This is a genomic window from Paraglaciecola sp. MB-3u-78 (genome assembly GCF_002835935.1).
Taxonomy (GTDB): domain Bacteria; phylum Pseudomonadota; class Gammaproteobacteria; order Enterobacterales; family Alteromonadaceae; genus Paraglaciecola.
In genome coordinates this window covers 187,878-202,443 of the sequence record NZ_PJCF01000086.1, presented here as the reverse complement: position 1 = coordinate 202,443, position 14,566 = coordinate 187,878, and the positions used below count along the sequence as shown (strand labels likewise).

10 protein-coding genes are annotated in these 14,566 nt (G+C 41.8%); 3 read left to right on the top strand and 7 right to left on the bottom strand.

Annotated features, from left to right (window positions below):
* Positions 1 to 15 precede the first annotated feature (15 nt).
* From CXF95_RS27225 to CXF95_RS27200, 6 genes are all read right to left on the bottom strand, one after another.
* Positions 16 to 255, bottom strand: coding sequence for a thioredoxin family protein (locus CXF95_RS27225; protein ID WP_101201546.1), 240 nt, complete (start codon positions 253 to 255; stop codon positions 16 to 18).
* A gap of 10 nt (positions 256 to 265) precedes the next feature.
* Entirely contained in the window at positions 266 to 1,261 is a 996-nt protein-coding gene (locus CXF95_RS27220) for a permease (protein WP_101201545.1), read from the bottom strand.
* Between the two features lie 528 nt (positions 1,262 to 1,789).
* Positions 1,790 to 2,995: an FAD-dependent monooxygenase gene (locus tag CXF95_RS27215; RefSeq protein WP_101201544.1), complete on the bottom strand. Its 1,206-nt coding sequence runs from the start codon at positions 2,993 to 2,995 to the stop codon at positions 1,790 to 1,792.
* 17 nt (positions 2,996 to 3,012) lie between these two features.
* On the bottom strand, positions 3,013 to 5,127 hold the full coding sequence (gene ovoA, locus CXF95_RS27210; RefSeq protein ID WP_101201543.1) for a 5-histidylcysteine sulfoxide synthase: 2,115 nt from the start codon (positions 5,125 to 5,127) through the stop codon (positions 3,013 to 3,015).
* Between the two features lie 68 nt (positions 5,128 to 5,195).
* Positions 5,196 to 6,290, bottom strand: a complete 1,095-nt coding sequence (locus CXF95_RS27205) for a hypothetical protein (protein ID WP_101201542.1) — start codon at positions 6,288 to 6,290, stop codon at positions 5,196 to 5,198.
* Positions 6,291 to 6,479: 189 nt separating this feature from the next.
* The gene (locus CXF95_RS27200; protein WP_101201541.1) at positions 6,480 to 6,755 is read right to left on the bottom strand and encodes a TIGR03643 family protein; all 276 of its coding nucleotides are present in this window, start codon (positions 6,753 to 6,755) and stop codon (positions 6,480 to 6,482) included.
* A 98-nt stretch (positions 6,756 to 6,853) separates the two neighbouring features.
* Between CXF95_RS27200 and CXF95_RS27195 the strand changes: the two genes are divergently transcribed.
* From CXF95_RS27195 to CXF95_RS27185, 3 genes are read left to right on the top strand one after another with little or no spacing between them, the layout of a single operon-like run.
* Positions 6,854 to 8,329: a deoxyribodipyrimidine photo-lyase gene (locus CXF95_RS27195; RefSeq protein ID WP_101201540.1), complete on the top strand. Its 1,476-nt coding sequence runs from the start codon at positions 6,854 to 6,856 to the stop codon at positions 8,327 to 8,329.
* Positions 8,326 to 9,864, top strand: a complete 1,539-nt coding sequence (locus tag CXF95_RS27190; protein ID WP_101201539.1) for a cryptochrome/photolyase family protein — start codon at positions 8,326 to 8,328, stop codon at positions 9,862 to 9,864. The genes CXF95_RS27195 and CXF95_RS27190 overlap by 4 nt, the downstream gene beginning before the upstream one ends.
* A complete protein-coding gene (locus CXF95_RS27185; protein WP_101201538.1) occupies positions 9,851 to 9,991 on the top strand; it encodes a DUF2256 domain-containing protein in 141 nt (46 codons plus the stop codon). The genes CXF95_RS27190 and CXF95_RS27185 overlap by 14 nt, the downstream gene beginning before the upstream one ends.
* A gap of 132 nt (positions 9,992 to 10,123) precedes the next feature.
* On the opposite strand, the gene CXF95_RS27180 is transcribed toward CXF95_RS27185, so the two are convergent.
* A complete protein-coding gene (locus CXF95_RS27180; RefSeq protein WP_232788074.1) occupies positions 10,124 to 14,539 on the bottom strand; it encodes a thrombospondin type 3 repeat-/CalX-beta domain-containing protein in 4,416 nt (1,471 codons plus the stop codon).
* Positions 14,540 to 14,566 lie beyond the last annotated feature (27 nt).

Genomic DNA, 14,566 nt, shown 5'->3' with positions numbered 1-14,566 from the left:
GAATATATCATCCACTTACTCCTGTTGCAGCCAGTTGATGACGTTTTCACGATGTGGAATAGATCCGCTGTGTATTAATTTGTCGTTAATCACAACAGCAGGGGTACTCATGACCCCATATCTCATGATGACTTGAGGGTTTGTCTCCTTGGTGACAGAGACGTTGACATCAAGCTCGCCTGCAATTTTTTCGATAGCTTCAGCCGTTTTTGTGCATTTTACACAACCACTACCGAGCACTAGGATATTCTTCATAATTCAGACCTTATATAAAGGGAATAAATGCATTAAAAATCCAGCCAACAATTGTAAATGCGATTAATAACATAACAAACAAAATAGCTAACAATTTCCATTGCATCACTTGTTTTAAAAGGATGAATTCAGGAAAACTTGCCGCTACCGTACTCATACAAAATGCTAAAGCAGTGCCTACCGGGAGACCCTTGGTTATCAAGCTTTCCATAACAGGAATAACGCCGGTAGCATTTGAATATAATGGGATACCGAGCAGCACCGCAGCAGGAACAGACCACCATTGTCCTTCACCTAAATTAGCATTAATCCAGCCCTCAGGTACAAAGCCATGCAGAGCGGCACCAATACCCACACCTACGATGACCCATATCCATACCCGAGCAAATATCTCCATGGACTCAGTTATCGCAAACCTATGTCTATCGGTGAGACTAAGTGAGGCAATACTCTGTGGTGAGTTTGGAGTCTCTGAGCTAGCTTGAGCCTGCTGTAGTGCCTTAGCTGCAAATGATTGCAGCCAGCGTTGTGCCTTGATCATATCAAGGAACACCCCGCCTAATATCCCCACGGACATACCAATAACGACATATAAAAGGGTGAATTTCCACCCCAGCAAACTCATCAGTAACAGTATCGCGACTTCGTTGATCAAAGGAGACGTAATCAAAAATGCCATGGTGATCCCCACAGGAATACCAGCAGAAGTAAACCCAAGGAATATAGGGATACTCGAACAGGAACAGAAGGGAGTAATGGCACCGAAAGCAGAACCCATTAGATACCCAACGCCTCGATGTTTACCCGCGAGGTAATCACGAACAGCCTCTATATTAAGGGATGCACGTAACAGTGCGATGACATAAATCATGACGATCAAAAGCACATATATTTTGCTCACATCTTCAATAAAGAAATGCGCTGCATCCCCCAGCTTACTATCAGGGGATAAACCAAAGATGGAATATGTCAGCCAATCAGCGAAATCTGTGAATATTTTAAACATTATGATTGTCCAAACCACTGAAATTAGCATTTGCGATATCAGCTAAGGTGAGTACTAATTCACCTTTTACCTGTATTTTCACATTTCAAGGTTCCAGTGATTAAATCATCTGAAGGGAAGCTTCTGACGACTATGTTGAATGTTAAATAAAGAACATACATCTTCCTGATGTTTTGGCACTGACCTGTATCAACATTTTTAGTGGGTACAGAAATAAAAAATGCCGTGTCTGTGCTATTTGAAAAATGTCCATTTATTGGGTATGACGGTATGATGAGAAATAGGAAGCAACTTTAGCCAGTATTAGCTGAGGTGATGTTAATTTGCAAATTGGGAGTGAGTCACTTAACTAGACTCCCTCCATTTTAGATATTTTTCGATTTGACTTATTTCATCCGAGCTTTTGGCAAGCTCAAAAATCCATTGTCCAATGGTCAATGGTCAATGGTCAATAGAGTAGTTTGATTTGAGGCGGATAATTATCAAATACTTGCCTCATCTATGACTTTCGACGTCCATCATTCACACTTAAGTTAATCTGTTTAACTGCTCAACAATGTTGTAAGCATAGATAGAATCAAGCTTTTTCGCTGCCACTGTATCACTTAAACCAAGATGGGATAGCCCCGACAATACCGCTAACTTAGCTTGCTCAATGGGTGAACCCATATGATACAAAGCTGCATTTCTACGGGCATTAAGTTGAATTTTTCGGGTACGGGGTAAACGTATATTTTGGTAGGTTTGTAACGCAGTTTGAGTATGACTATCACTTGCCAAACAATGGGCCAAAGCATAGCTGTCTTCAATTGCCATAGCCGCACCTTGAGCTAAAAAGGGCAACATCGGATGGCAGGCATCGCCTAAAAGAGCAACCTTGTTATCTGTCCATTGGTTAAGAGGTTGTCTGTCGAACAAAGCCCAAAGAAAACAAAACTCTGTCGCAGCTAATAATTCTGTGACTGCTGGATGCCAACCTTCAAATGTCTCTCGCAGTTGGCTGATATCACCCGGTTCATTCCATGATTCTTTTTGCCAATCCCTACGTTCTTGCACGGCTACAAAATTGATTAAATCGCCACCACGCAAATAATAACTCACAAAATGTTTGCCCGGCCCTACCCACAGATTGGCATTAGGTTTAATAAATCCCTTGGGAAGTTTGCTTGCTGCAACCACGCCTCTCCAGGCGACTTGTCCAGTGAACTCAGCGGCTGTTTGACCTAACATACAAGCTTGTACTTTTGACTTGATGCCATCTGCACCTATTAACAAATCCGCTTCTAGACATTCGCCATTTTCAAATTCGATAGTAAGGTTTTGAGACTTGTGTTGATAACCTTGAATAGCTTGACCTAGATGAATACTTACACCCGCAACTTCGCAAGCTTCATGAATAACAGTCAGTAAATCAGCGCGGTGGATATGCAGATAATCCGCCCCATATTTTTGTGTGGCGGTATCACCTAAAGGTACAGTGAAGTAGGTTTTTCCAGTTTGATAATGACGCATCACCGCTGACTCTGGACAAAAAGCCTTAGCTTTGACTTGCTCGGCGATCCCAAGGGCTTGTAATACATGTATGGCGTTGGAGCTAAGTTGTAAGCCTGCCCCTACTTCGCCAAGTTGAGTAGATTGTTCGTAAACTGCTACCTCAAAACCCCGTTTAGTCAGTGCCAAGGCTGCACACAAACCACCAATACCCGCACCTGCGACAACATATTTTTTGCTCAAAGCAACTATCCAGCTATTTAGACTCGTTTGCGCCAGATAGTAATATGGTTGTTGGCGGTTTGGCTAGTGCGTTGATCTAATTCAAATTGACTTGTTACTTGTGTTTCTTGTAGCAGATCAAACTCTGTAGACATAATTTCAAACAAATGCGCTTCACTGCTGAGGTTTTCACCATTTCGTTTAAAGCCGCCTATCCAATGTGGCATGTCGGTGATAGATAGATCCCAAGCATAACTGCTACCCAATACCACTACTCCGCCCGGTTTTATGCGTTGGCTAAGTTGCTGTAATAATTCTTGTGGCTGATAACTAAATTCGATAACACGATGACAAATAGCCAGGTCATAGTCGCCAAACTGTGGTTTTAAGTTAAGCCCATCGCCTTGTGAAAAATGCAAGTTTTCTGGTGATTGCTCAAGTCCTAAGTTTTCTAGAGTTACTTCATGAAAATCGAAAATTTCACCTTGAGTCGGCATGGCATAACGTAGTTGCCCCTGCTCTTTTAAATCAAGACAATGTTGAATATGTCTTGCGGTAAAATCTATTCCATCAACATGATTGGTTGTTTTAGCTAATTCAAAAGATAAACGCCCCACACCACAACCCAAATCGAGAACTTTGCTGTCTAGCGTTACATAGGGTTGCACTACCTTAAGGATTTGCTGCAGGTCATGGTTTTGCTGATGACTGCCCACACCAAAGTGGTGGTGTAATTGTTGACTAATATCGGTTTGCATCTCACATTTTGTTACGGCTGTAATGGGTACTTCTTGATTTTTGCTTGAAACATAACGAAAACCTGAATGTTGATGGAAATGACGACGAAATGCATAGCGAGAATCACGAGTAGCCTCGTTACCGGTAGACATCCAGCTGCCACCTTTTATTAGATTATGTTGACCATCAAAGGTAGGTGTTGAAAAGTCATCGTATAATGGATGGACTTTAAACCCTTCGTAACCATCTATAGGGCTTTCCGTCCACTGCCATACATTACCAATTACATCATAAAATTCCGTCTGTTTAAAATTATTCACTGGGCATGACGAAGCAAAATGTTCTAAATTAATGTTACCTGGCGCCTTATCCCAATCGGCTAAGTCGGTATTCAATTGATCCCGCAGCACTTGCCATTCAGCTTCCGTAGGCAGTCGCACATAGTCTTCACTGTGGTTATCTTTCCAGTTACAAAATGCTTTAGCTTCAAGGTAATTAACTTCGACTGGCCAACTCAGAGGCAGTGGAACTTCTTCGGTGAGATTGCGTTGCCAATACTCACCATTTCTACGTCGCCAAAAACGTGGCATTTCACTTTTAGAAAAGTCTAGCCAACCTTGCCCTTCTTGTGTCCACAAGCTCGGCGTTTTGTAACCACCAGCAGCAACAAACTCCATGAACTCTTGATTGGAAACTAAATATTGAGACGCAGAAAAATCGCTCACATCAATGGGCAATTGCCCGTATTCGTTATCCCAACCATAGGTTTCGTTGGAATCGGGTTTACCTAACACTAACGACTGTCCCGCAACACGCAATAAAGAATTGCTTGGTGCATTACCAAGATCTGTACAATCTTTCCATACGTTGGATGAAGTTAGATATTCGGTATCGAGCATACGGATGATCACCGACGATGTTTCAATGTGAATACGCTCATGCTCGCACCCCATAAGGATCACCCAAGCTAACGAATCTTGAGTGATAGGTAACGTAAGAGGCATATTATCAATTAAACTCAAGACGGTCTCTTTCACTTGGTCTCGATATTCAGACACAGCTTCAACACTTGGCCATTGATAATTATCTGGCGATAAATCGTCCCAAGACATTTCGTCTACACCCACGGCACAAACAGACTCGATTTGGTTATCAACTCGATGTTGAATAAATTTACCAAGCAATAATTTATTCACGTAAAAAACTGCCGTATGTCCGTAATAAAAAATCAATGGGTGGCGCAACGGTTCTGGACGCAACACAAAAGCTTCGTCTTCATTAATTAACGAAAAAAGTGATTCGTACAGCTCCCAAGTTTGCTCAAAGTAAGCTTTGAGCTCGGCGCGTTTGTTTTCAACATCACTGCCGGTTAAAAGCGGAGGCTTGTCTAATATAATTAATTTTTGTTTAAGCAAAACGTGCTTTCCTAATTTTTTATCTATTTGAATCAACCTCAATATTGCTGATTCAACTTTTATGAATTTTACGTAATAACCGTTCGTTGGTATTTACTGAGCATCATTTCTTTCATCTTTACACCCAAATTATTCACATTCATATTGGGTATGTCTGTGCAGTAAAAATTTATTTTATCTGCAAACCAAGTCTCATTTTCAAATAAAGATAGCGCACCCAATGTTTGTTGCCCATCGGGTTTATTATGTTCATCAAACAAAGACACTGGTAACGCTTTATCTTTAAATTGTGGCAGCGAGTCTGCAACTTGCCACTTGTTGATTCCTTCAAGCACGTTTATTAGAATAAACAACATATTCGAATAAGGATCATAGTTTTTACTGGTTGCACCAATTCTATGCTCTACTCGCGCAGTTTTTCGCCAATCACCTGCATACTGCAACACTGAGTTGTCGCTAGCAAAAAATAGCGGCTCTAAACCCATCGCCTGATTGTGTTTACCTATTTCTTTGTACAAGGCTATACTGCCTTGATGCCCACCAGACAGCACAACCGGTGAACTCAGTTCAGCGTCTAATCCATAGTCTTGACGCAACGCTAAACGTTTAAAGGCGTCTTCTTCGGGTAAAAACAAAAGGCAACAAGCATAACTATTGACCAACAACTCATACTGGATCCACTCGCCTAACCCTTGTTGAGCAAATAAATTTTCGCCCTGCTGATTTTCAACACTGACATTCATTTGAATCGCATTTGGAATATGCACAGACCGAGTATCCAGTGAAAAAATTGCACCAGAGCCAGGCACATACCGACCTTTATCAGCCCCCCAAGCAACGGGCACCATCATGACTTTAGCCGCACCATGTTGGCACATCAAGGTGGGTAAGACCCTCATAGCGTGGGCTAAGTTTTGGGCTTCTTTTAATGGCGACTGACCATTAAATAATGATACAAATTCCCATTGATTTTTCCAATACTCAGACTTTAACTCACCGTCTATGCCCAGCCTTGCAAGTTTTTGATTGATACCTAAATAATCGAGCTTTTGTTGATTGGGCCGCAATTCGCACACACCTTCCAACTCGAAATGCACTAAGGTTTTAAACCCTTTCGCTTCTAAAGTATTTAACAGGTGTTGGATGACATCTTGTATCAACATAAGGAAAACAATAAACACTTTTTTGGGGGTGAGTTTGATTAGTGTAAAGCGCAGCCAATAACAATCAACATTATTTAACCTGAACTCTGGTTAAGGCGTACCGCTTTTCTTAAAATAAATGTAATAATAACAGCCTGTTAGAGATTTATTGTTACATTCCTAATACATTGAACACATCCAAGGCTCAGGTTATTTACCACGGCTGTGTTTATATTGAGTCTTGCAATAACCACGCAAAATTGCCTCAGGCCGTAAACTAAGATGTTTAGTTTGCCTGCCCCGCATACGTTTTCGCCATACTTTGAAGGACCCAATTTTCAGTTTATTGCGCATTAGGTCTACCAGCTGATTGGAGTTCATACCAAACAATCCTTCTATCGCTTCAAAAGGGGTTCTGTCTTCCCAAGCCATTTCGATAATGCGTGATGTTTCTTCAACAGTATAATTTTGGATATTTTTTTTCATGACCCTATTTACGGGTGAATCAAATATCTGGTTCACTTATCTAAAAAAAATCATCATTATTCGATCTAGAAACCTTTATTATAAGTATTAAACATCTTATTGATAATACTGGAGAGCTCTTTATCACTGCATCAACTTTAGTCTGGTTTCGTCAAGACTTACGTTTACGAGATAACCCCGCGCTTAGCTACGCGAGTGAACGGGGAGCTATTATCCCGCTGTATATTTTTGATACGGATTGTCCTGAACATTTTATACCTGGTGGTGCCAGTAAGTGGTGGCTGCATCAATCACTTAGTTCATTGAATGATTCATTAAACGGCCAACTGCATTCTATAAAGGGTGATGCGCGAAAGATTTTAATTGAGTTGATTCAACAACATGATATCAAAACCGTAGTCTGGAATCGGACTTACGAGCCATGGCAAATAAAACGCGACATTCAACTTAAGCAGGTATTAATTGAAGCGGGTATCGATGTTCAAAGTTTTAATAGCCATTTGTTGTGGGAACCATGGCAAGTATTAAAAAAAGACGACACACCTTACAAAGTATTTACGCCCTATTACCGCCGTGGTTGTTTGTCTAAAGCCTCCCCAAGAATGCCCGTAGACGCGCCTAAAAATCTTCAAATCGAATATATCCCTAATGTTGATAAAGGTGTGAATTCTCTTGAGTTAATGCCAGATATTCACTGGCATACTACAATTGACAGCATGTGGATGCCCGGCGAACAAGGTGCAGCAAAACACCTGAGTGACTTTTTACCTGATGGCGCCAAAGAATACAAAAACAAGCGAGATATCCCTGACTTAGGTGCTACCTCCAAGTTATCACCCCACTTGCATTTTGGTGAAATATCTCCCAATCAAATCTGGTATGCGGCCATTGATTCTTTAAATGGCAATACCGAAGACGCAGGCCTAGATTGTTATTTAAGTGAACTAGGTTGGCGGGAATTTTCACACTACTTATTATTTCATTTTCCCCACATTCCCCAAAAAAACTTCAGTCCTAAGTTTGAGCACTTTCCTTGGCGCACTGATGACAATGCCCTCAAAGCTTGGCAGAAAGGGCAAACAGGCATTCCAATCGTTGATGCAGGTATGCGCGAACTGTGGCAGACCGGCACTATGCATAACCGCGTACGTATGGTGGTAGCTTCATTTTTAGTGAAAAACTTATTATTAGATTGGCGAAAAGGCGAACGCTGGTTCTGGGATTGTTTGTTAGATGCAGATTTAGCCGCCAATAGCGCAAGTTGGCAATGGATAGCAGGGACAGGCGCCGATGCTGCACCTTATTTTAGGATTTTTAACCCCGTTACTCAGGGACAACGTTTTGATCCTCAAGGGCATTACGTAAAACGTTATTGCCCAGAACTTAGCAAAGTACCTGATAAATTTATCCACAACCCATGGGATGCCCCACAAAACATTCTAGATTATGCGGGTATTAAACTAGGTGATAACTATCCTCAACCTTTAGTTGATTTAAAAATATCACGCCAGCGGGCACTTGATGCTCTCGCACAATCAAAACAACTACCAGATGAAGTGCCCATTTCAATATGACTACACTTAGATTAATTTTAGCTGACCAACTGAGTCATTCCTTGGCCAGCCTGCAACATTATGACTTAGACAAAGACTGGGTGTTAATGGCCGAAGTAAGGGAGGAAGCCAGTTACGTTAAACATCACAAAAAGAAAATAGCCTTTTTATTTTCAGCAATGCGCCATTTTGCACAAAAATTAGTCTCTCAGGGCCATAATCTTCATTACACCCAATATAACGACCTACACAATCAAGGCAGTTTATTCGGCGAAGTTAAACAGCTGTGTAAACAAAAAAACATAAAGAAAATAGTACTCACTCATCCGGGCGAATATCGCGTATTAATAGAGATGCAGATCTGGCAACAAAAGCTACATATACCCGTCGAAATCCTTCAAGATGATCGTTTTTTATCGAGCATTGATGAATTTGCCACTTGGGCAGAGGAACGTAAGCAATTACGTATGGAATTTTTCTACCGAGAAATGCGTAAAAAATGGCATTTTTTAATGGAAGGTGACAAACCAGTAGGCGATAAATGGAATTTTGACAGTTCAAACCGTAAAGCATTACCCAAAGGCATGTCTCCGCCATTACCCACAAAGTTCGAACCTGACTCCATTACTCAAGACGTGTTGCAATTAGTAGCAGATAATTTTAGTGACCATTTTGGGGAACTTGGTAACTTTCACTTTGCCGTCAATCGAGAACAAGCATTGGTTGTTTTAGATGAATTTGTTGCCCAGCGCTTAATTCATTTTGGCGATTACCAAGACGCTATGGTGCAAGGCGAACCTTGGATGTATCACTCGCATATCGGTTTTTACTTAAACTGCGGGCTGTTAACGCCCAAAGAAGTGATTGAACAAGCTGAGAACGCATACCGAAATGGTGATGCCCCGCTAAATGCGGTTGAAGGCTTTATTCGTCAGGTATTAGGCTGGCGCGAATATGTGCGCGGTTTGTATTGGCTAAAAATGCCTGATTACAAAACTGAAAATTTCCTCGAAGCGACTCGCTCACTTCCTAAATTCTTTTGGGATACAAAAACCAAAATGAATTGCCTTCATCAATGCATCAAAGAAACTTCAGAAAACGCCTATGCGCACCATATTCAGAGATTAATGGTATTAGGTAACTTCGCCTTATTAGCAGGACTGCACCCTGATGAAGTCAACGAATGGTATTTGATTGTGTATGCCGACGCCTATGAATGGGTAGAAATGCCCAATGTCACCGGCATGATCCTCTTTGCAGATGGCGGCTTACTGGCTAGTAAACCTTATGCAGCAAGCGGTAGTTATATCAATAAGATGTCTAACTATTGCAAAAGTTGCCACTATAAAGTGAAAGAAAAAAATGGCCCACAGGCCTGCCCATTTAACTATTTATACTGGGATTTTTTAGATAGAAATAAAGAGAAACTAGGTAATAACCCGCGCCTAGGCATGCCATACCGCACTCTCAATAAAATGACCGACGAAAAACGTCAAACTATCCAGCGTGATAGTCAAATATTTTTCAAAGCCTTAGATAACAATGAAGAAATCTGAGTTACCCAGTAAAGTCTGCCCCGTATGCCAGCGCCCTTTTAATTGGCGTAAAAAGTGGGAAAGATCTTGGGAAGAGGTGAAGTATTGTTCGAAACGCTGTAGTCAGGAACGGAAAATAGAGGGTTAAAAATCAATTGTTTATTTGGTTAGTACTAATGATAAATCCTGAATAGTAGCAAAACGCTCAGGGTTTCCAATATTCTAAAGAAGACACCAGCAATATTTAGTGTGGTGTCCCTTTTATTGTTACGGCGATAAACTATTTTTTAGGGCGCGCGAGAAAGCCACGCCATCCTAACAACATTAGAAGTAGGCCAAGGTTTAGGGTAAGCACCCCACCACTACTGCTTTTATCTGGATCAAGGGTTTTGACAATCTCATTGACGGATTGCACCGCTATACCGCCCGGGTCATCAATAGTCCCATTTTCTATGCCGTCAGCATCATTAGGACCACCGTCTTTGATAGTTAAACGCACACAATCGTCGCCTTCAGTCAGGCCTTGTGAGTAAGCATTGCTATCTGGTGCTGGGCATACATCGTTGATTGAGGCAGTTGAAGCTAAGCTGTTTTCCGCGTTTTCCACAAAATCCTGCCATCCCATTTCTGGGGTATACTTTCTATACAGTCCAAATTGGGGAATTTGTTGTTGTAAAGGCAGCACTATATCTACCGAACTACCTATTGGCAGAATGTCACTAATTTCAAAATCGTAATACTCATTTTGATGACTTATAGCATCAGCGGTAATCAACCCCGTGGCTTTAATTTCTTGCTCGGACAACATCACACCGTCTGACTGTTGTAGCCTAGCGTATTTGCCCAATGATAGCGCCAAACCAGGCTCTGTCTCCACAAATCGAGTGATGGCTGAATTAACATGTATAGGCTGAATATAGGTAACGTCCGATATATCCATAAATGCTGGCAGACCATCGAAATCCCCATCTATAAAACCTTCTTCCTTATCGGTTAATCCATCGCGATCAACATCACTGCTAGTTAATGCGGGTTGAGTAGCCAAAATCGGTATATGCACAAATTTTGTGGTGACTAACGTACCTTCGCCACTGTCGGTCACTTCTACCGACAAAGATAAAATATCACTATTTGTGTTGGGTAATGTTACGTTACTTGGGTCGATGGCTACCACCATCTGATTCGCACTTAAGCGAGCTTGATATTCTGAGGGGATAGTCCACTCAATAATATGTGTATCATCAGGATTGGAATCATCAATTTGTAAACTTAGTTGAATATCACCATCATCTTTGGCGACATTTGATAACATCAAGCCCTGTTGTGTCACCAAAACAGCTAATTGAGGTTCTTGGTTTTCTTCACTTATCGTAATGTTATGGGTTGGTTTTGAGCCCACATTCAATCCCTTGCCAAATTCAAGAATAAGCTGCTCATCACCTTCGTCTTGAAAGTCTTCGTTTAACGTAATGCTGATATAACCAATAGTGCCACTTTCAATCACCACAAATTCACTATCGATACTGTAGTCGAAGGCATCAACATTACCCACTACCGCAACGGGGATTTTAAATGGATAAATAGGCGAAGTACCAGATAACACAATTTTCACAGTAGCTACGCCACCTTCTGCAACTGTCTGGTCTGGTCCAAAATTAACTAAGGGATAAAGGTTAATTGTTTGATCTATGTAAGCAATATTCCCAGCATTATCGATAGCCCGCCACGTAATGGGATATTGACCAGACTTTAACACTTGTATACCACTCTCAAACCCGACAGGAGTCAGACTGCAACAGTTATCACCATCTAAGCCATCATTAGCAGAAATTTTTGTCCCTGCCACTAATGCCGCTTCAGTCAATGTGGTAAAAATATGCTTGGCGTTGAGTTGCAGCGATGATGGCAGGTTAATTGTTGGAGGGTAATCGTCGATCAAAGGGTTGTTATTGTCTTGGGCTTCATCACCGTTATTGACACCGTCTGAATCACTATCGAGTAAGGCGTCACTAGGGTCAAGAGTGTTCAAACCATAAGTAAGTTCAAATTCATCACTCATACCATCGTTGTCGTCATCGAGATCCGCGTTATTGCCAATGGTGTCATTGTCAGTATCTAACCACTCTAATGGGTCTAGGGGGAAATCATCATCTGTATCTAAAAACTCATCATTGTCGTCGTTAGTATCAGTATTGTTTCCTGTACCGTCACTATCAGTATCAACGAATTCAGAGGCATCGAGTGGAAATGGGTCATTAGTATCAAATACGCCATCACCGTCATCATCGGTGTCTGTATTGTTTCCTATACCGTCATTATCGGTATCAAGCGTCTCTGTGCTATCTAACGGAAAGGGGTCGTCAGAATCCACTACGCCGTCACCGTCATCGTCGGTATCGGTATTGTTACCTATTCCATCGCTATCGGTATCAATAGACTCAGTAGGGTCGAGTGGAAATGGGTCATTAGTATCAGATACGCCATCACCGTCATCATCTGTGTCTTTATTGTTGCCTATACCGTCACTATCGGTATCAAGCGTCTCTGTGCTATCTAACGGGAAAGGGTCATCAGAATCCACTACGCTGTCACCGTCATCATCGGTATCGAATACATTGCCTAGTCCATCTAAGTCTGTATCTTTGGTTTCAACAGGATCAAGGGGAAAGGCATCGTCGATATCCCTTACTCCATCGTTATCGTCATCACTGTCAGCATTGTTACCTGTACCATCCACGTCAGTGTCTAACCATTCAGTACTATCTAAAGGAAATAAATCAAGATTATCTGTGACTTCGTCACCGTCATCGTCGGTATCTAAATTATTTCCAATGTTATCTAAGTCCGTGTCTAGCCATTCTGATATATCCAGAGGAAATGCATCATCACTGTCTATAAAACCGTCATTATCGTCATCAGCATCGCCGTTGTTACCCACGCCATCACCATCTGTATCGAATGATTCAGCGCTATTTAAGGGGAATATATCCAACGAATCTATCACGCCATCATTGTCATCATCGTCATCATCATTGTTGCCAACGCCGTCGCCATCAGTGTCTAACCATTCTAATGGGTCTAAAGAAAAAGCGTCATCTGTATCAATAAAAAAGTCGTTGTCGTCGTCACTATCGGCATTGTTACCTACACCGTCACCGTCGCTGTCTTTAGACTCAGCAGCATTGAGTCTAAAGGCATCGATGCTATCGATAGTGCCGTCTCCGTCATCATCTGAGTCTGCATTATTGCCTACACCATCACCATCGGTATCCAGCCACTCAGTGTTATTTAAAGGAAAAGCGTCATCAGAATCAGCTATGCCATCGTTATCATCATCGGCATCACCTAGGTTATTACCTAAGCCATCACCATCGGTGTCTAGTGTTTCATCACTATTAAGAGGAAAAGCATCAAAGCCGTCGGCTATGCCGTCTCCATCATCATCAGTGTCTGTTATGTTACCAATGCCATCGCCGTCAGTGTCTGTATCTTCGGCCATATTTAAAGGGTCAGGATCGACATTATCAGCCACACCATCCCCATCGTCATCACTGTCTGCATTGTTACCAATACCGTCACCATCTGTATCTATAGACTCGGTGTTATCAAGAGGAAATCTATCTATACCGTCTTCTACGCCATCACCGTCATCATCGGTATCGGTATTGTTGCCTGTACCGTTATTATCGGTATCAATAAACTCAGTTGAGTCCAGTGGAAATACGTCAGAAGAGTCAACCACGCCATCACCATCATCATCACTGTCGGCATTGTTGCCTACACCATCACCATCAGTATCTAAGTGTTCAGCAGAGTCCGTTCTAAAGGCATCAATACCATCTGCAAAGCCATCATTATCATCATCAGGATCAGCATTATCACCCACCAAATCCCTATCATTATCGAAGGATTCAGAAGGATCGTTTAGCAAAAAGTCATTAGCGTCTAATACGCCGTCGCCATCATTATCCGGGTCTGCATTGTTTCCTATGCCATCATTGTCTGTGTCTAAGGTTTCATTGGCGTTCAGCGGAAGCGCATCATTGATATCATCAATACCGTCATTATCATCGTCTTCATCGGCATTATTTCCGACACCATCGTTATCCGTATCTGTTTGTTCATTTGGATCCAAAGGCTTGGCATCATAAAAATCAATCACACCATCGTTATCGTCATCAGAGTCGGCGTTGTTACCTATCAGGTCACTGTCAGTGTCTTCCCATTCAGCATTATTCAAAGGAAACGGGTCGATGGTATCTGCAAAACCATCGTTGTCATCATCTAAATCTGTATTATTACCAAGGCAATCACCATCGGTATCGAGCCACTCAAGAGGGTCTTCGGGGAAAGGGTCATAAAAGTTAATGACCGGGTCAGCATCTAGATTATTATCATCTGCGTCGAGAACACCGTCGCCGTCATCATCATTTTCATCGAAATTACTGATGCCATCTAAGTCATAGTCGTAATGACGATCAGAATCGGTTGGGAATACATCAATACTGTCGTCGTAACCATCACCATCTGAATCAGTGGTGGTCAAAGGTGGTGGGCCAGGGCAATTAACAGCCATTGCATAACTTGGTTGTGGCCAAGCCAAACCAATCATGACAATCAATGTAAAACTAAAGATGTTTAATCTTAGACAGTTGCGCCGAAGCACCGCGGCACTGTGCAGATTTATTCTAAACATAAACAATATTCACTCCTGACTTATTCA

Bases quoted from the DNA above. Each gene is read 5' to 3' on its own strand.
- CXF95_RS27225 (WP_101201546.1), bottom strand. From the start codon at position 255: ATGAAGAATATCCTAGTGCTCGGTAGTGGTTGTGTAAAATGCACAAAA.
- CXF95_RS27220 (WP_101201545.1), bottom strand. From the start codon at position 1,261: ATGTTTAAAATATTCACAGATTTCGCTGATTGGCTGACATATTCCATC.
- CXF95_RS27205 (WP_101201542.1), bottom strand. From the start codon at position 6,290: ATGTTGATACAAGATGTCATCCAACACCTGTTAAATACTTTAGAAGCG.
- CXF95_RS27200 (WP_101201541.1), bottom strand. From the start codon at position 6,755: ATGAAAAAAAATATCCAAAATTATACTGTTGAAGAAACATCACGCATT.
- CXF95_RS27190 (WP_101201539.1), top strand. From the start codon at position 8,326: ATGACTACACTTAGATTAATTTTAGCTGACCAACTGAGTCATTCCTTG.
- CXF95_RS27185 (WP_101201538.1), top strand. From the start codon at position 9,851: ATGAAGAAATCTGAGTTACCCAGTAAAGTCTGCCCCGTATGCCAGCGC.
- CXF95_RS27180 (WP_232788074.1), bottom strand. From the start codon at position 14,539: ATGTTTAGAATAAATCTGCACAGTGCCGCGGTGCTTCGGCGCAACTGT.